This window comes from Achromobacter sp. ACM02 (genome assembly GCF_014851605.1).
Classification (GTDB): Bacteria; Pseudomonadota; Gammaproteobacteria; order Burkholderiales; family Burkholderiaceae_B; genus Achromobacter; species Achromobacter aegrifaciens.
The window spans coordinates 164,087-180,286 of sequence record NZ_JACUZY010000002.1 but is presented as its reverse complement, the minus strand read 5'-3'; the positions used below and the strand labels follow the sequence as shown (position 1 = coordinate 180,286).

Below are 16,200 nucleotides of genomic sequence, written 5' to 3'. Positions count from 1 at the left end.
GCTACAGCGCGCGGCCCACGATCAGCGAATCCAGCGCCATCATGGGATCGCTGCTCTTGCCTTCGTACGGCAGGCGGCTGAGCACGTAGCGCATCGCGTTGATACGCGCGCGCTTCTTGCAGTCGGACTTGACCACCACCCAGGGCGCATCGGCCGTGTCGGTGTGCGCGAACATCGCCTCCTTGGCCCGGGTGTAGTCGTCCCATTTGTCCAGCGAGGCCAGGTCCACCGGGCTGAGCTTCCACTGCTTGAGCGGATGCACCTTGCGCTGCAGGAAACGGCGGCGCTGCTCTTCCTGGCTGACCGAGAACCAGAACTTGATCAGGTGAATGCCGCTGCTGACCAGATGGCGCTCGAAATCCGGCACCTGGCGCAGAAAGTCCAGGTATTCGTTCTGGGTGCAGAAGCCCATTACGCGCTCCACGCCGGCGCGGTTGTACCAGGAGCGGTCGAACATGACGATCTCGCCCGCGGTGGGCAGATGCTGCACGTAGCGCTGGAAGTACCACTGGCCCTTTTCCGTATCGGAGGGCTTCTCCAATGCGACCACGCGCGCGCCGCGCGGGTTCAGGTGTTCCATCATGCGCTTGATGGTGCCGCCCTTGCCGGCGGCGTCGCGGCCTTCGAACAGGATCACGACGCGCTGGCCGGTGGCCTTGACCCAGGCCTGCAGCTTCAGCAGTTCGACCTGCAGGTTGTACTTCTGCTTTTCGTAGTTACGGCGCAGCATGCGGTGGCGATAGGGATAGATGCCTTCGCGCCAGTCCGCGGCCAGTTCATCGTCAGGATTGCGGCGCGTGCGCGGCGCTGCCGAATTGGCTTCCAGCAGCGCGCGATGCACGGCCTGCGCGTCGTCCGGCGACAGTTCCTCGATGACCGAGCGCAGCGCCTCGCGCGCCTGGGCCGGTGCGCTGACGTTGTAGCGACGGGCGATATCGGCCAGCACGGCCACCGTCTCCTGACGCGCGGCGTCCTGGCGCGCGACGACGCGCTTGCGCACATCGAGAGCCGGCTCGGCGGCGGCCGCGGCCGACACGGCGTCGCCCGCCGCGGGCGTCTTGGCCGCGCGCGGCTTGCGGCTGGTGGTCACTGGCGTGACGACGGTCTTGACTACCGTCTTGACGGCCGGCTTGGTGACCGCCCTGGTGTCAGCGCCTGCGGTCCGCTTGGCCGCGCGCTTGCGCGGCGTCTCGGCTACGGCTTGTTCGGTGGCTGGCGTTGTCTTGTCTGTCATCGATCCTGTCCTCGCTACGCTGATCGTCCTGTCCGCGCCTGTCAGGCTTGCGCCTGGGGCCGCTGTCGGGAAAAGCGCAAACGCTACTCCGAGCCCTGCCCTGCGGATTTGACTTCGATCAAACGTTGTAACATTTTTGCAGAGCGCACGGCCGCTACACTGGTCTCCCGTCACCCGCCCCTGCGCCATGTGGTCATTCATCAAACGGCTATTAGCCGGCCCGACGCCGCCCGAAGATCCCCTGCGCGAAACCCTGAGCTTCGATGAAGCCGGCTTCACGCGCAGCAGCGAACTGGCGCGCGCGCTGGGCCAGCGGGAATTCTGGCCCTGGAGCGAGATCCATGAATTCGGCTTCCGCTATACGCAGGCCGTCTTTCCCGACCCCTGGTCGGGCGACTACATGGAAGGCCTGTGGTTCCTGCGCGTGCCCAGCGACGGCGGCGGGCTGATGGCCATGGAGTTCGACGAGGCCACGCTGGACGCCGAACGGCTGCCTCCCGCCCTGCAACGGAACATGCCCGGGCTGGACATGGGCGCGCTGCGCGCGGGGCTGGCCGCCGCCGCGCGCGGGCCACGCAACTTCGAGGACAGTGGGGAATGGGTGGCGTGGCGGCGCGCAGCCGCTACACCCGGTCCAGGCCCTGCTTGAGATCGGCCAGGATGTCCTCGGGCGTCTCCAGGCCCACCGACAGCCGCAGCAAGCCCTCCGACAGCCCGTAGCGTTCGCGATCCTCGGCCGAGTAGCTGGCATGCGTCATGGACGCGGGATGCTGGATCAGGGTTTCGGGATCGCCCAGGCTGACCGCGATGCGCGCGAGCTTCAGGCTGTTGAGCAGCGCGCGCCCCGCCGCCAGTCCGCCCTTGAGTTCGAACGCGACCAGGCCGCCGCCGGCCGATTGCTGGCGACGCGCGATCTCCGCGCCCGCCGTATCCGCCAAGCCGGGATAGAACACGTCGGCCACCGCGGAATGCTCGCGCAACAGCCTGGCCACCTTCAAGGCGGATTCGCTGTGGCGCGCCACGCGCAGCTCCAGCGTTTTGATGCCGCGCAGCACCAGGAAGGCGGTGAACGGCGACAAGGTGGCGCCCGTGAAGTAGCGCAGCCCTTGCAGCCGGATGGCGTCGATGTGTTCCTTGCGCCCCAGCACGGCGCCGGCCAGCAGGTCGCCGTGGCCGCCCAGGTACTTGGTGGCCGAATGCAGCACAATGTCGGCGCCATGCTCCAGCGGACGCTGCAGCACCGGCGTCGCGAAGGTGTTGTCGACGATGGTCAGCAGCCCCTTGCCGCGGGCAATGGCGGACACCGCCGCGATATCCACCAGGCGCAGGTTGGGATTGGCCGGCGTCTCGAAATAGACCGCGCGTGTCTTGGGACCGATGGCCGCGGCTACGGTCTCGGGTCGGGTGAAGTCGGCGAATACCGCGCGCACGCCAAAGCGCGCCAGTCCCTGCGTGAACAGGGTGAAGGCGGTGCCGTACACGATCTGGTCCACGACGATTTCATCGCCGCTTTGCAATAGCGAGAACAGGGTCGCCGAAATCGCCGCCATGCCGGACGCGGTCACCACGCCGGCTTCGGCGCCTTCCAGCGAAGCCAGGCGCTCTTCCAGCAGCGCCTGCGTCGGATTGCGGGTGCGGCCGTAGACGTAGCCCTGCTTTTCGCCCAGACGGATCTGGTCGAAGGATTCGATGCTGTCCTGGGTGTATGTGGAAGTCAGGTAGAGGGGCGGAGCCAAGGCGCCCTGCTCGTCCAGCGGGTCATAGCCCAGGTGGATCGCGCGCGTGGCAAAACCGTGTTGCGAGGACAAAGACATTTCAGCGTTCCTGTATGTTCGGGTAAGGCCGGGGCGCACAGCCCCGGCGCGGAATCAGCGTTTGTGGTCGGCGCGGCGCGACAGCCATTCACCGGTGAATTGCACGATGGAAACCAGCGCGATCAGGATCACGATCACCTCGAACATCACGCGCGTCTCATAGCGTTCGTAGCCATAGCGGATCGCCAGATCGCCCAGGCCGCCGGCGCCTACGGCGCCTGCCATGGCCGAGGCGTTGATCATTGCGATGACGCTGACGGTCATGCCGCCGATGATGCCCGGCAAGGCTTCCGGCAATAGCACGTGGCGCACGATGTGCCAGCGACGGCACCCCATGGCCCTGGCGGCCTCCACCAACCCGTGGTCCACGTCGTTCAGGCTGACCTGGGCGATGCGCGCGAAGAACGGCACCAGATTGGCCGACAGCGGCACGATGGCGGCCCACGTGCCCAGCGTGGTACCCACCAGGAAGCGCGTGAACGGCAGCATCGCCACCAGCAGGATGATGAAGGGGATGGCGCGGAAGGTATTGACCGTCACCGACAGGACCTTGTTGAAGCGCGGCCTGGGATAGAGATTGCCCGGCGCGGTGACGGTCAGCACCACAGCCAGCGTCAGGCCCAAAACGATGGCGATGACGGCAGAGACGCTCACCATCGCCAGGGTTTGCAGGAATGCCTGCAGGTATTTATCAAGCATCGGCAGCGACATAACCCAGCACCTTGATCTGATCGGCCACCAGCGCGGCGCGCGCGGCCTCTTCCTGTAATGCGTCCGCAGGCACGGACACCAGCAGGCTGCCCTGCGCATGGCCGCGCAAGCGGTCCAGTCCGCCATGCAGCAGCGTCGCACCGGCGCCGAGCGCGGCCAACGCCTGCAGGGACACGCCATCCGGACGCCCCTGCCCCGTAAAGCGCAGCCGCAGCACCGCTATGCCCGCGCGGCCCTGCAGGTCGGGCACCAGCCTGCCGGCAAGATCGGCGGGCAAGTCGTGCTGCAAGGGCCGCAGCAAGGCCCGCGTGGCATCGGCCTGGGGATTGCCGAACACGCGCCAGACCTCGCCTTCCTCGACCTTGCGGCCGCCATCCAGCACCAGCACCCTGTGGCAGACCTCGCGGATCACCGCCATGTCGTGCGTGATCAGCACCACCGTCAGGCCCAGCTTGCGGTTGATGTCCAGCAACAAGGCCAGGATCGACTGCGTGGTTTCCGGGTCCAGCGCCGACGTGGCTTCGTCGCACAGCAGGATCTCCGGTTCATGCACCAGCGCGCGGGCGATGCCCACCCGCTGCTTCTGGCCGCCGGACAGCTTGGCCGGATAGACATCGGCCTTGTCGCGCAGCCCCACCAGTTCCAGCAGTTCCTCCACCCGAGCCCGCGCCGCGGCGGGCCTGACGCCCGCCACGCGCAAAGGCAAGGCCACGTTCTCGGCCACGGTCTTGGCCGACAGCAGGTTGAAGTGCTGGAAGATCATGCCGATGCGACGGCGCAGCCCCACCAGCGCGTTCTCGTCCAGGCCGCCCACATCCACGCCGTCCACCCGCACCCGGCCGGCGCTGGGCCGCTCCAGCATGTTGATGGAACGCAGCAGCGTGGACTTGCCTGCGCCGCTGCGTCCGATGATGCCGAAGACCTCGCCGCGGGCGATGGAAAACGACACATCGGACAGCGCGGCCACCGGCCCCTGCGCGCCCTCGTAGCGCTTCTGCAGCCCTTCGAACACGACGTGCGCATCAACGGCCTGCGGTCGCGGTGCGGCGTCGGCCAGCTCGGCCATGGAGAATTCGTGTTGCATCATTGCCCGATTCCGATCTCAGAAAACCGGAATCACCGAGCCTTCGTACTTGCTCAGGATGAACTGGCGCACTTCCTCGGAGTGATAGGCCTTGACCAGTTCAGGCACCCAGGGCGCGTTCTTGTCCTGTTCGCGAACCGCGATGATGTTCACGTAGGGGTTGTTTTCCTTCTTCTCCACCGCGATGCCGTCGCGCGTGGCGATCAGCCCGGCCTGATAGGCGAAGCTGTTGACGATGGCCGCGGTGTCCACGTCCGGCAGCGAGCGCGCCAGCACCACGGAGGCGCTTTCCACGAAATTGAGCTTCTTGGGGTTGGAGGTCACGTCCGCCAAGGTCGCCGTGCCGGTGGCCGGATCGAAACCGTCCTTCAACGTGATCAGGCCCTGGTCGCGCAGGATGACCAGCGCGCGCGTCTGGTTGCTGGGGTCGTTGGGAATGCCGACGCGGGCGCCTTCGGGCAGCTCATTGAGCGACTTGTACTTCCTGGAGTAGAACGCGATGGGCGAGATCAGCGTGTTGGCCACGGATACGAGCTTGTAGCCGCGCTGCTTGATCTGGTCGTTCAGGAAGGGGATGTGCTGGAAAGCGTTGGCGTTCAGGTCGCCGTTGTTGAGCGCCTCGTTCGGACTGGCGGTGCCTGTGATCACCACGGGCTCCACGGCCAGGCCGTTCTTCTTGGCGACCTGGGCCACCACCTCCCAGATCTGCTCGTCGACGCCACCGCGCACGCCCACCTTCAGGGGTTTGGGATCGGCCGAGAAAGCCGGGCCATGGAACATTGCCGCCGAAGCCAGCACCGCGCCCAGCAGGCGCTTGAAGAAACGGGAAGTCATGTTGGAATCGCCTCTCAGGCTATGCGGTTATGAGAGAAACGATTCTAGGGAGGGGGACGGACCCCGCGAACGAATAGTTCGTTGAGTCCTTATTACAGGGGCGTTTGGTTATGGCGGCTGGGCATATGGTCCCGGCACATGCGCCGCGCAGATCAGAAGGGTTTGACGACCACCAGCGTCACGATGGCCGCGGAAGCGATGACGGTGAAAGGCGCGTACAGATCCACCAGCGGCGGACGCTTGGCGCTGCCATTGGCCATGCGCCGCAATGCCGCGCTCTGGATGCCGAGCAGCGCCGACAGCGCCAGCGCGAAGCCAACCTTGACCCAGATCCAGGTCATCGCGAACCAGCCGAAAGTCATGGCCAGGTGCAGGCCGACCAGCCAGGTCAGCACCATGGCCGGCGTGGTCACGTAGAGCGTCCAACGGCGCAACGCGCCCAGCATCTTGCGTTCTTTGGGCGCTTCTTCGCTGTCCTGCGGCTGCGAGGACAGCAGGAACAAGGACACGAACAGCGATCCGCCCAGCCAGGCGACCACGGCCGCCACGTGAAGCATTTTCAGGAGTTGATAGGTCATGATGCCCGCGATTATCGCCGGATGCGGACCGCGCCGCGAGTCGGCGCGGCGCATCCGTTTGCGCTACGGCAAGCGGTGCCCGGCAAGGCTGCCTTACTTGGCCGCCTCGGGGCTGGCCGGGGCGGCCGCGCCGGATGCAGGGGCCGACGCCGGAGCGGGAGCGGTCGAAGCGGGCGCGGCGGATGTCGGCGCGGCGCTTGCCGGCGCGGCGCTTGCCGGAGCGGCGGACGCGGGCCCACCAGGTGCAGGCGCTTTTGGAGATTCGCTACCGCCGTTGGCCGCGGCCGGATTCAGGGTATCGGCTGGCTTGTCCGGAGATTCCGCGGGCTCGGCCGGCGCGGCCTTGGGCTGCGCCTTGGCACGGCTCGCGGGCGGATGAGGCGCGGCGGCCGCCTGCGCGTCCGGCAGGAAACGCTGCAGCAACTGGAAGAAACCTTCGTAGAACTTGGGTCGCGCAACCGTCTGGCTGCCCGTCTTCACCAGCGAATCGTCGCTGGAGCCGAACGGCATGGACACCTGCCCCAGCACGCTCACCCCCACGCTGGCCGAGCTGTTGGTTCGCTTGATCGAATAGCGGTCCTGCACCGCGTTGGCGAACACCGTGGCGCGCTCGTTCGCGCTGCCGTCGGAGGCGCATTCGATGTTGAAGGCGATCTGCGTATGCTGGCCGTTCTCGTCCTGGAAATTCTTGTGCCCCGTGACCCGCGAACCCTCGAACTTGTCGATGTTGTAGCCCTGGCTCAGCAAGGCGCGGCGGCCCGCGTCGCAGGCGGCGACGTTACTTGCTTCGACGGTGCGCGAGTAGGTGTTGTTCTGGGTGAAGTCTTCTTTTTCGAACTCTGGCTTGGGGGATGAGCATCCCGCCAGGACGCCCACCAGGGCAACGGACAGGGCCAGCGACGAACTGCGGGAAAAACGGGGCATGAATTGGAGGAACAGTAATGCGTCAAGCGTCCGTTATAGCGCATCCCCGGCACCATTTCTTTTACGAGGAATGTGCAGTTCAACGGAGAGGTAACAGAGTTCAAAAAAGGGCCGCATCGCGACCCGGGCAGCCGCGTTCAGGGCGACACGCGCGCCGGCGCAAGCGGCGGCGCCTCCTGCGCCTCCAGGTTCAGGCTGCGCCGGTAGTGCTTGCAGCCAGCGGCGAGCAGGCCGATGCACAACACCGCGGCCACGCCAATCAGGACCGAGATGGATTGCCCGACTGCCGCCGGGTTCTTGAACAACCGATCAGTCAGCATGGCCACGGCGGTGGTGCCCAGGCCCAGCCCGATCAGGTTCGAGATCAGCAGGAATAGCGCCGACACCTGGGCGCGCAGCTGATTGGGGGGCAGGATCTGCATCGCAGCCGTCGAGGTCGGCATGGGGAACGAGGCGAAGAACATGGCCGGCAGCAGCAAGCCCACCGACCACCACAGGGAATCGACCTGGGTGAAGATCACCGCCGGCAAGGCCATGCCGGCCGCGCCGATCACGCCGGCGCGCAGCGGCGCATCGCTGTAGCCGCGCTTGGCCAGCCAGTCCATCAGCCAGCCGCCGCAGAACACCCCGGCGGTGTTGGCGACGAGCACCACCACGCCCAGCATGTAGCCGGCTTCCGAAGGCGACATGCCGAACTTGCGCATGTAGAACGCCGGCGTCCAGCCCAGCAGCGCGAACAGCACCATCGCATAGAACGAGAAGCCCAGGTAGTGGCAGAAAAAGGTGCTGCGGTGGCGGCCCAGGAAGCGGAAAGTATCTTTCATGGCAGGCTTCTGCACCTGCCCCGAGGCATTGCGCCGCAAGCCCAGCCGCTGCGGATCTCGCACCGTCAGCAGGATCAGCAGCGCGATCAGCAGGCCTGGCAATCCCACAATGAAGAAGGTCACCTGCCAGGGCCGCATCGCGCCTATCCAGGGCAAGGCAACGGTATCCACGCTCTTGAGCAGGTTGATGACGTAGCCGCCGATCAGGAATGCCATGCCGCCGCCGATGAACGAGCCGATCGAATATATCCCGACTGCGCGCCCCAGTTTTTCACGCGGAAACATGTCGCTGAGCATGGAGTACGTGGCAGGCGACAGCGCCGCCTCGCCCACGCCCACGCCGATCCGCGCAAGAAACATCTGCGCGAAATTGCGCGACAGGCCACATGCCGCCGTGGCCAGGCTCCAGAATGCGACGCCGATCGCGATGATCTTGGGCCGCGAATAGCGATCCGCCAGCAAGGCGATCGGTATGCCCATGAAGGCGTAGAACAAGGAAAACGCCAGCCCGTGCAGCAAGCTGAATTGCGTGTCGGACAGCTGCAGATCATGCTTGATGGGCTCGATCATCAGCGCCAGGATCTGCCTGTCGACGAAGGAAAATATGTACGCTAGCATGCATATCACCACGACATACCACTCGTAGGCGTAGCTAGGTTTTGATCCGTGCCGCGGGCTGCCGTCAGTCATGGTTTGTTTCCCTTGTATGGTGGTGAGATCTGCCCATGCCCAAGGACCGGGTCGCGTCTCACTTGCTTGCAGGCCCATCTTTTGTAGGTCTTTGCGCAGCCAGCCTCTATACGCCTGACGCAATGACTGTTCCCGCTGCGCAGGAAAGCATGTTCAACGACACCAATCCGCTGGACCGCCATTGCTTGCTGGACTCGGGCAACATCGCCGAGATCAAGGACCAGGTCAGCCAGCACCTCTGGTCGCACCGCATGTGCGTCCCCCCGGGAAAACCCCTGCAATCCCGCCTGTACGGCGTCTTCTTCGGCAATGCGGCCTTGTTCGATCTGCACTATGGCGCGGAAGTCGAGATCGACGCCGGCGATATCGCCAGCTACTACCTGATCCGAATCACGCTGCAAGGCTCCGGGCTGATCACGCTGGGCAAGCGCAGCGCGTCGATGAGCGCGGGCAGCCTGACCATTTCCTCGCCGTCCGAGCGCAGCGTGATCCGCATCGGCCGCGACTGCCGCAACCTGATCCTGCGCATCGAGCGCGAGGCGCTGGAGCGCCAGCTGCAGCGGCTGCTTGAACGCCCTATCAAGCAGGCGCTGGTGTTCGACCTGCAAATGGATGCCGACGCTTCCGGACCGGTGGCGGTGCGCGAAACGCTGGACTATCTGTGCCGGCTGTACCGCCATCCCGCCATTGAAGGCGTCACGCAAACGCTGGCCGCCGGCTTTTCAGACTACCTGCTGACGCTGCTGCTGACCCAGCTGCCGCACAACTACTCCGAGGCCTTGCAGGCAGACCGCCGCCAGCCGTTGCCGCTGCACGTGCGGCGCGCGCGCGATTACATAGAAAGCCATCTGGACCAGCCGCTATCGCTGATGGACCTGGCGGCCTACTGCGGCGTCTCCGTGCGCACGCTGCAAAACGGCTTTTCGCAGTTCCTGAAGCAGAGTCCCAGCGACTACGTGCGCAACCAGCGGCTGGCCCAGGTGCACGCGGCGCTTGCGCAAGCCGGCGAAGGCGATAGCGTCACCGACATCCTGCTGCGGCACGGCATTTCCAGCTTCGGGCATTTCGCCACCCACTACCGCAAGCGCTACGGCTGCCTGCCGTCGGACACCCTGCGCCAAAGCAGGCATTAGGCGTCGCACGGCAGCGCCGGATTCGCTTGCCGGATCGGAACGCCGCTTGCGCGTTCGGCGCAGCCCCGCCTGCACGCCGCCGCTAGGATCAAGGCTCCATCTGACGGAGCTTGACCATGAGAATCAGCGTCATAGGCGGCGGCCACGGCTGCTACGCGGCAGCGGCCGAGCTGTTTGAGAAAGGCCATCACGTGCATTGGTGGCGCAGGGACTGGTCGGCCTTCCAGGGCTTGCGGGATGCGGGCGCGCTGACGGTCACCGACTATCGCGGCAGCCGCCAGGTTCCGCTGGGCGACGGACCGCGGCAGTTGCAGCTGGTGCGCGACCTGGCCACAGCCGTGGAGCATGCGGAGCTGCTGGTCATTCCCCTGCCTTCCACCACCCACGAAGCGCTGGCGCGGGAATTGGCGCCGCTGCTGCGCGACGGCCAGGTCGTGTTCCTGCCGCCTGGCACCTTCGGCTGCTACGTCTTCGCCCGCGCCATGAAAGACGCGGGAAACGCCGCGGATACGGCCTTCGCCGAAACCGGCACCCTGCCCTATCTGGCCCGCAAGCATGGCGAAAAGGTCGTGATCAGCGGCTACGCCACCCGTCTGCCCACCGGCGTCTTTCCGCGGCGGCTGTCGGAGCAGGCGCTGGCCGTGGTCCAGCGCGCCTACCCCAGCATCGAACCGATAGAGGACGGACTTTCGGGCGCACTGATGAACGCCGGCCCCATCATCCATCCGCCGCTCATCATGATGAATGCAGGGCCGCTGGAACACTTCGACAAATGGGACATCCACAACGAAGGCACCCAGGCCTCCATACGGCGCGTGACCGACGCGCTGGACGCGGAGCGCATCGCCATCCGTGTGGCCCTGGGCTATGCCGCGCCCCACTTCCCGTTGGCCGACCACTATGCCGCCGAAGGCGATGAATGGATGTACGGCCGCGGCGCCCATGGCAAGCTCACCGACAGCGGCGACTGGCGCGAGGACATAGACCTGCACACGCACCGCTACATGCTCGAAGACACGCGGCTCGGCCTGTCATTCCTGGTGTCCGCCGGCCGCTGGGCGGGCGTGCCGACGCCGGTCGCGCAAGGCCTGCTGAGCCTGGCCAGCGCGCTCACCGGCCGCGACCTCTACGCGGAAGGACGCACATTCGAACGCCTGGGCCTGGACCGCCTGTCGCACGCGGACATGCGCCAGCTTCTGGCCGAAGGCTGCTGACACGGAGATGCAAGCCATGAATGAAAAAATGTGCGTAGTCGGCGCCGGCCGCATGGGCGTGGGCATCACGCTGTCATACATCCATGCCGGACTGGACGTCACGCTGATAGACATCAAATCGCGCACGCCCGCCGAGCAAGCCGGGTACTTCGCCCGCGTGCGGGACGACCTGCGCCGCGAGCTCGGCATCCTGTGCAGCCTGGGCTTGCTCGACGCCGCGCAGGCGGAGGTTGCGCTGGCGCGCGTGCGCCTATGCACGCGCGAGGATGCGGAGGCAGACCTGCGGCAGGCGCGCGTGGTGTTCGAAGCCGTGCCTGAACGCCTGGACGCCAAGCGCGATGCCTTTGTATGGCTGGGAGCGGCCTGCGCGCCGAACAGCATCATCGCGTCCACCACGTCCACCTTTCTGGTCACCGAGCTGGCGGAACTGGTGCAAAACCCGCAGCGCTTCCTGAACGCGCACTGGCTCAACCCCGCCTACCTGATACCGCTGGTGGAAGTGAGCCGCGGCCCGCAGACCAGCGAGGCCGCGACGCAAGGGCTGCTGGCAGCGCTGCGCCTGGCGGGCAAGAAGCCCGTGCAGTGCGCCCCCGCCGCGGGCTACATCGTGCCCCGCATCCAGGCCCTGGCCATGAACGAAGCGGCCCGCATGGTGGAGGAAGGCGTGGCCAGCGCCGAAGACATCGACACGGCCGTGCGCCTGGGCTTCGGCCTGCGTTTTTCGGTTCTGGGGCTGCTGGAGTTCATCGACTGGGGCGGCGGCGACATCCTCTACTACGCCTCGCGCTACCTCGCCGATGCCATCGATCCGCGCTTCGCCTCGCCTGCGGTCATCGCCCGCAATATGGAACAAGGGCGCAACGGGCTGCGCGACGGCCAGGGCTTCTATGACTACGCCGGCATGGACGTGAATGCCTACAAGATGGAGCGGCTGGCGCAATTGTGCAAGCGCCTGGAAGTGATGGACCTGCTGCCCCGCTACGGCGCGGCGAGGCAGCCGCCCGCGCGATAGCGGGCCTACTGCTCCAGTTCGCCCAGGATCCGGTACGCCAGCCGGACCCTGGCCTCGTTGGGATAATTCCGGTTGGCCAGTATCACGATGCCCAGCTTCTTCGACGGCACGAACGCCACATAGCCGCCGAAGCCATTGGTCGAACCCGTCTTGTTGATCCACACGGCCTCCTGCGGCGGCAGCGGCGGGTTCAACGCCGACACAGGCTGGCTCTGGCTGTTGTAATTGCCAGCATTGGCCGTCAACAGCGCGTCCAGCGTTGCCGGATAGCGCAATTGCTCCCAGGCCAGGTCCTGGGTCATGTCGCCCAGCTGGTAATAACCGACGTGCGTCTGCGCGATTGCGCCGCGCAGTTCGGCATCCGCAAGGTTCAAGCCCATGTTCGCGTCGACGAAACGGATCAGGTCGCGTGCGCTGGTCTTCACGCCGTAGGCTTCGTCGGCCAGCACGCCCGGATTCACGCGCACGGGCGCATCCTGCTTGTTGTAGCCCTGCGCGTAGTCCGCCATCCTGGCGGCGGGCACGTCGATGTAGGTGCTGGTCAGGCCCAGCTTCGGAAACAGGTCCCGTTCCATGGCCGCCTTGAACGGCCGGTTCAGGCTCTTGGCCGCCACCATGCCCAGCATGCCGATACTGGGGTTGGCGTAGGTGCGATACGTGCCAGCGGCATGCTCGGGCTTCCAGGCCTTGAGATAGGCCATCAGCTGCGCCTGGTTCTTGATCGCGTCGGGCACCTGCAAGGGGAAGCCGCCGGTCGTGTGCGTCCCCAGGTTGATCAGGCTCAGCTTGGCGAAGTCGCTGCCGGCGAGCTCCGGCAGGTACTTGGCCGGACTGTCGCTCAAGGCCAGGCGGCCGCGCACCTGTGCATAGGCTGCCAGGGTTGCCGTGTAGGTCTTGCTGATGGAGCCGATCTCGTACAGCGTATCGCTGCCGGCCGGCCTGCCGGTCTGCCTGGACGCCACGCCATAGTTGTAGAAATGCTGCGCCCCGTTGCGGGTCACGGCGATCGACATGCCCGCAATGCCGTGTTCGCGCATGACGGCCTGGACCGCCTCGTCGACCTTGCGGTCCGTCTCTGCCTGGCCGGCCTGCGCCAGCGCGCAGCCTGCGGCCATCAGCGCAAACAATCCCGTGCGCAGCATGCTGTTCAAGCGCATTCTCGTCATTCCCTGTCGTGTCGGATCCGTGGCGCCGCGACGGCGGCGCGCATGCATCGTAGCGCGATGCGACGCCTTATTGGTACTAACCCTTGGTCTCATCCCAGGGGAATTTGGCTATTCTCGCCTCGTCGATCCAAAACCCCGCAGAAGAGACCTGCCCCCGCGGCAGGCGCCGACGGAGCAACCGCCCCGGAAACTCTCAGGCAAACAGGACTGCGCGGTCTAGACAATCTGGAGAGAGGCGCCAAGCGCGCCCACCGAAGGGGAACCCGCCGCCGTCTGCGCCGCGGGTGAAGCTCTCAGGTACAGAGACAGATGGGGTGCTGCGGCCGGGTGGCCGCGGCCACTCAATCTGGAGCCATCATGCCCCGCATCGCCATCATTGGCGCCGGTATCACCGGCGTCACGTCCGCCTATGCCTTGAGCAAACTGGGATATCACGTCACTGTCTATGACCGCCAGCGCTATCCGGCCATGGAGACCTCCTACGCCAACGGCGGCCAGTTGTCGGCCAGCAACGCCGAGGTCTGGAACAGCACCGCCACCATCATGAAAGGCCTGCGCTGGCTCGGCCGCCACAACGCCCCGCTGCTGCTCAATCCCCGCTTCAGCTGGCACAAGTACTCCTGGCTGGCGCAGTTCATCGGACAGATCCGCAACTACCGCCGCAACACGATCGAGACCACCCGGCTGGCCATCGCCGCGCGCCAGCATCTGTACGCCATGGCGGAAGAAGAAGGCATAGATTTCGACCTGGAGCGCCGCGGCATCCTGCACATCTACCACGACGCCGCCAGCTTCGAGACCGCGCGCCGCGCCAATGCCCTGCTGCAGGAAGGCGGGCTGGAGCGCTACGCGGTCTCGCCCGAGGAAGCGCGCAGCATCGAACCCACGCTGCAAACCGCCTGCCATGGCGGCTTCTACACGCCTTCGGACGCCACCGGCGACATCCACAAGTTCACCAGCGGCCTGGCCCGCGCCTGCGAACGCCGCGGCGTGCGCTTCGCGCAGGACGCGGACATCCGCAACATCAGCCTGGACGGCGCGCCCTACGTGCTCGACGTCGTACGCGAAGGCGGCACGCGCCGCGAACAGCACGAGGCCGACGCCATCGTCGTCTGCGCCGGCGCCGTCAGCCGGCAGTTCGCCAGGCAGCTGGGCGACACGCTCAACATCTACCCGGTCAAGGGCTACTCCATCAGCGTGCATCTGGACGACGCCGCCAGCCAGGCGGCCGCGCCGCGCGTCAGCCTGCTGGACGAAGCCGCCAAGATCGTCACCAGCCGCCTCGGCGACCGCTTCCGCGTGGCCGGCACGGCGGAGTTCAATGGCTTCAACATGGACATCCGCGCGGAGCGCGTGCAGCCCCTGGTGGACTGGACCCGCAAGCACTTCCCCGGCATCCGCACCTCGCGCGTGGTGCCGTGGTGCGGGCTGCGCCCCATGACTCCAAGCATGATGCCCCGCGTGGGCCCAGGCAGGCGGCCCGGCGTGTTTTACAACACGGGGCATGGGCACCTGGGCTGGACCTTGTCGGCGGCGACGGCGCAGATGCTGGCAGCTAGCGTGAGGGAGGGGGTGGGAGAGGCTTGAGCGGGTGAACGCGGCGCCTGGAAAGGCGCCGCCAGACTCACAACACCAGCGCAGCTTCCCTGCCCGCCTCGGCACGCAGCGGCTCCGCATCCAACCCCTGCCGGGAAATGTCCTTACACACCTCCCCATCCTTCATCACCAGCAAGATCCGCTCCGGATCCACCAGCAACGACAGATCCTTCAGCGGATCCCCATCGACCATGACCACGTCCGCCAGATAGCCAGGGCGCAGCATGCCCAATTCGTGCGGACGTTGCATGATCTCGCCGCCCAGCCGGGTGGCGGACACGAGCGCTTCGGTCGGGGTCATGCCGATGTAGTCCACGAAGTACTGGAGGTCGCGGGCGTTGGTGCCGTGGGGCATCCAGGCAAAACCGTAGTCGCCGCCGGGCAGGATGCGGATGCCGCGCTTGTGCATCTTGCGCAGCGACTCCGAGGCGATTTCCAGCTCGCGCTTGTAGCCCATCTGTTCGGCGATGGCGGGCGTGATGCCGTATTCGGAAGCGTTGAAGGCGGTGCGGATCAGCCAGCCTATGCCGGGCGCAACGAAATGGCGGTCCTTGTTGGCTTCCAGCATGTCGAGCGCCTCTTCGTCGGCAAAGCTGGCGTGGTAGATCATCTCGATGCCATGGCGCACGCATTGCTTGACTGACTCGCTGGAGCGCGCGTGCGCCGCGACCCGCTTGCCATAGCGCTTGGCCTCGTTCGCCAGCATGGCGATCTCGTCTTCGGCGAAGGGCGACATCTCGGCCGGCAGGCCGGCGATGTACTCGCCCGACAGGTTGATCTTCAGGTGGTCGACGCCGTACTTGATGAAGGTGCGCGCCGAGCGCCGGATCTCTTCGGGGCCACAGCACACGCTGCCGAAGCTCAGTTCGTCGAACGGCATGTGCGGCAGCGAGTTGTCGCCCAGCGCGCCTATGGTGGTGATCTCCTGGCTGCCCGCCAGGTAGCGCGGCCCCGGGCATTCGCCGGCATTGATGGCATTGCGCAGCACCACGTCCAGGCGCGGCTTGGCCGCGGCCGCGCCGATGGCCGAGGTCCAGCCCATTTCCAGATAGCGTTTGGCCACGCGCACGCACCAGAGTATGTGCTCTTCCGGCGGCATGAACTGGATCGCGGCCAGCGTGGGCTGGTCGTTCCAGGAAAAATGCGTATGCGCTTCCGTCATGCCCGGCATCAGGAAGCGGCCGCGCCCATCGATGATGCGCGCGCCCTCCCGGCTCACCTGCTCGGGCGTGCGCGCGACCTGCGAAATGCGTGCGCCGTCGATCAGCACCTCGCCTTGAAAAGGCTGCTTGCCGCTGCCATCGAAGATGACGACGTTGGTAATGGCAATTCTGGACATGACAGGTCTCCTCCGGCCCGCGTTTGGGGGCCGATTTCTTATGTTGA

The 16,200-nt window shown here is 66.1% G+C and carries 15 protein-coding genes and 2 riboswitches; of the genes, 5 read left to right on the top strand and 10 right to left on the bottom strand.

The genetic code is table 11. From position 1 onward, the window contains the following. Position 1: 1 nt before the first annotated feature. Positions 2 to 1,234 carry a polyphosphate kinase 2 gene (gene ppk2 / locus IB258_RS05670; protein WP_054452704.1) on the bottom strand — a complete coding sequence of 411 codons (1,233 nt, stop codon included), beginning with the start codon at positions 1,232 to 1,234 and terminating at the stop codon, positions 2 to 4. 187 nt (positions 1,235 to 1,421) lie between these two features. On the opposite strand from ppk2, the gene IB258_RS05665 reads away from it, so the two are divergent. After that, on the top strand, positions 1,422 to 1,883 hold the full coding sequence (locus IB258_RS05665; RefSeq protein WP_054452708.1) for a hypothetical protein: 462 nt from the start codon (positions 1,422 to 1,424) through the stop codon (positions 1,881 to 1,883). Here IB258_RS05665 and IB258_RS05660 read toward each other — a convergent pair. From IB258_RS05660 to IB258_RS05630, 7 genes are all read right to left on the bottom strand, one after another. After that, complete coding sequence (locus IB258_RS05660; protein ID WP_054452711.1) at positions 1,858 to 3,048, bottom strand: PLP-dependent aspartate aminotransferase family protein; 1,191 nt, start codon at positions 3,046 to 3,048, stop codon at positions 1,858 to 1,860. The two genes, IB258_RS05665 and IB258_RS05660, sit on opposite strands and share 26 nt — an antisense overlap. Before the next feature lie 54 nt (positions 3,049 to 3,102). Next, positions 3,103 to 3,759, bottom strand: coding sequence for a methionine ABC transporter permease (locus IB258_RS05655; protein ID WP_054452712.1), 657 nt, complete (start codon positions 3,757 to 3,759; stop codon positions 3,103 to 3,105). Continuing rightward, the gene (locus IB258_RS05650) at positions 3,740 to 4,846 is read right to left on the bottom strand and encodes a methionine ABC transporter ATP-binding protein (RefSeq protein ID WP_054452714.1); all 1,107 of its coding nucleotides are present in this window, start codon (positions 4,844 to 4,846) and stop codon (positions 3,740 to 3,742) included. Before IB258_RS05650 ends, IB258_RS05655 begins: the two co-directional genes overlap by 20 nt. Positions 4,847 to 4,861: 15 nt before the next feature. Continuing rightward, positions 4,862 to 5,677 (bottom strand): MetQ/NlpA family ABC transporter substrate-binding protein, encoded by an 816-nt coding sequence (locus IB258_RS05645; RefSeq protein ID WP_054452716.1) that lies wholly within the window; start codon positions 5,675 to 5,677, stop codon positions 4,862 to 4,864. A 152-nt stretch (positions 5,678 to 5,829) separates the two neighbouring features. Continuing rightward, positions 5,830 to 6,255: a CopD family protein gene (locus tag IB258_RS05640; RefSeq protein WP_054453660.1), complete on the bottom strand. Its 426-nt coding sequence runs from the start codon at positions 6,253 to 6,255 to the stop codon at positions 5,830 to 5,832. Positions 6,256 to 6,348: 93 nt separating this feature from the next. Beyond that, complete coding sequence (locus tag IB258_RS05635; RefSeq protein ID WP_119449949.1) at positions 6,349 to 7,179, bottom strand: DUF2242 domain-containing protein; 831 nt, start codon at positions 7,177 to 7,179, stop codon at positions 6,349 to 6,351. A 137-nt stretch (positions 7,180 to 7,316) separates the two neighbouring features. Next, positions 7,317 to 8,693, bottom strand: coding sequence for an MFS transporter (locus IB258_RS05630; RefSeq protein WP_082400869.1), 1,377 nt, complete (start codon positions 8,691 to 8,693; stop codon positions 7,317 to 7,319). A gap of 122 nt (positions 8,694 to 8,815) precedes the next feature. On the opposite strand from IB258_RS05630, the gene IB258_RS05625 reads away from it, so the two are divergent. The 3 genes from IB258_RS05625 (at position 8,816) to IB258_RS05615 (ending at position 12,052) form a co-directional block, all read left to right on the top strand. Then, positions 8,816 to 9,826 carry an AraC family transcriptional regulator gene (locus tag IB258_RS05625; RefSeq protein ID WP_225590295.1) on the top strand — a complete coding sequence of 337 codons (1,011 nt, stop codon included), beginning with the start codon at positions 8,816 to 8,818 and terminating at the stop codon, positions 9,824 to 9,826. 116 nt (positions 9,827 to 9,942) lie between these two features. After that, positions 9,943 to 11,040, top strand: coding sequence for an NAD/NADP-dependent octopine/nopaline dehydrogenase family protein (locus tag IB258_RS05620; protein ID WP_192352279.1), 1,098 nt, complete (start codon positions 9,943 to 9,945; stop codon positions 11,038 to 11,040). A gap of 16 nt (positions 11,041 to 11,056) precedes the next feature. Next, positions 11,057 to 12,052: a 3-hydroxybutyryl-CoA dehydrogenase gene (locus IB258_RS05615; protein WP_370539813.1), complete on the top strand. Its 996-nt coding sequence runs from the start codon at positions 11,057 to 11,059 to the stop codon at positions 12,050 to 12,052. A 5-nt stretch (positions 12,053 to 12,057) separates the two neighbouring features. On the opposite strand, the gene ampC is transcribed toward IB258_RS05615, so the two are convergent. Then, the gene (ampC, locus tag IB258_RS05610; RefSeq protein ID WP_370539812.1) at positions 12,058 to 13,218 is read right to left on the bottom strand and encodes a class C beta-lactamase; all 1,161 of its coding nucleotides are present in this window, start codon (positions 13,216 to 13,218) and stop codon (positions 12,058 to 12,060) included. Between the two features lie 128 nt (positions 13,219 to 13,346). After that, a riboswitch (glycine riboswitch) is annotated at positions 13,347 to 13,438 on the top strand. 1 nt (position 13,439) lies between these two features. Then, a riboswitch (glycine riboswitch) is annotated at positions 13,440 to 13,531 on the top strand. A gap of 44 nt (positions 13,532 to 13,575) precedes the next feature. Here ampC and IB258_RS05605 point away from each other — a divergent pair. Further along, a complete protein-coding gene (locus tag IB258_RS05605; RefSeq protein WP_119449954.1) occupies positions 13,576 to 14,805 on the top strand; it encodes a D-amino acid dehydrogenase in 1,230 nt (409 codons plus the stop codon). Between the two features lie 37 nt (positions 14,806 to 14,842). Here IB258_RS05605 and IB258_RS05600 read toward each other — a convergent pair whose 3' ends face one another. After that, the gene (locus tag IB258_RS05600) at positions 14,843 to 16,153 is read right to left on the bottom strand and encodes an amidohydrolase family protein (protein WP_175181816.1); all 1,311 of its coding nucleotides are present in this window, start codon (positions 16,151 to 16,153) and stop codon (positions 14,843 to 14,845) included. Positions 16,154 to 16,200 lie beyond the last annotated feature (47 nt).

Excerpts from the sequence above, each read along its gene's own strand:
- IB258_RS05665 (WP_054452708.1), top strand. The coding sequence starts at position 1,422 with ATGTGGTCATTCATCAAACGGCTATTAGCCGGCCCGACGCCGCCCGAA.
- IB258_RS05600 (WP_175181816.1), bottom strand. The coding sequence starts at position 16,153 with ATGTCCAGAATTGCCATTACCAACGTCGTCATCTTCGATGGCAGCGGC.
- ppk2 (WP_054452704.1), bottom strand. The coding sequence starts at position 1,234 with ATGACAGACAAGACAACGCCAGCCACCGAACAAGCCGTAGCCGAGACG.
- IB258_RS05620 (WP_192352279.1), top strand. The coding sequence starts at position 9,943 with ATGAGAATCAGCGTCATAGGCGGCGGCCACGGCTGCTACGCGGCAGCG.
- IB258_RS05635 (WP_119449949.1), bottom strand. The coding sequence starts at position 7,179 with ATGCCCCGTTTTTCCCGCAGTTCGTCGCTGGCCCTGTCCGTTGCCCTG.
- IB258_RS05630 (WP_082400869.1), bottom strand. The coding sequence starts at position 8,693 with ATGACTGACGGCAGCCCGCGGCACGGATCAAAACCTAGCTACGCCTAC.
- IB258_RS05615 (WP_370539813.1), top strand. The coding sequence starts at position 11,057 with ATGAATGAAAAAATGTGCGTAGTCGGCGCCGGCCGCATGGGCGTGGGC.
- IB258_RS05605 (WP_119449954.1), top strand. The coding sequence starts at position 13,576 with ATGCCCCGCATCGCCATCATTGGCGCCGGTATCACCGGCGTCACGTCC.
- IB258_RS05625 (WP_225590295.1), top strand. The coding sequence starts at position 8,816 with ATGACTGTTCCCGCTGCGCAGGAAAGCATGTTCAACGACACCAATCCG.
- IB258_RS05660 (WP_054452711.1), bottom strand. The coding sequence starts at position 3,048 with ATGTCTTTGTCCTCGCAACACGGTTTTGCCACGCGCGCGATCCACCTG.
- IB258_RS05655 (WP_054452712.1), bottom strand. The coding sequence starts at position 3,759 with ATGTCGCTGCCGATGCTTGATAAATACCTGCAGGCATTCCTGCAAACC.
- IB258_RS05640 (WP_054453660.1), bottom strand. The coding sequence starts at position 6,255 with ATGACCTATCAACTCCTGAAAATGCTTCACGTGGCGGCCGTGGTCGCC.
- IB258_RS05650 (WP_054452714.1), bottom strand. The coding sequence starts at position 4,846 with ATGATGCAACACGAATTCTCCATGGCCGAGCTGGCCGACGCCGCACCG.
- IB258_RS05645 (WP_054452716.1), bottom strand. The coding sequence starts at position 5,677 with ATGACTTCCCGTTTCTTCAAGCGCCTGCTGGGCGCGGTGCTGGCTTCG.
- ampC (WP_370539812.1), bottom strand. The coding sequence starts at position 13,218 with ATGACGAGAATGCGCTTGAACAGCATGCTGCGCACGGGATTGTTTGCG.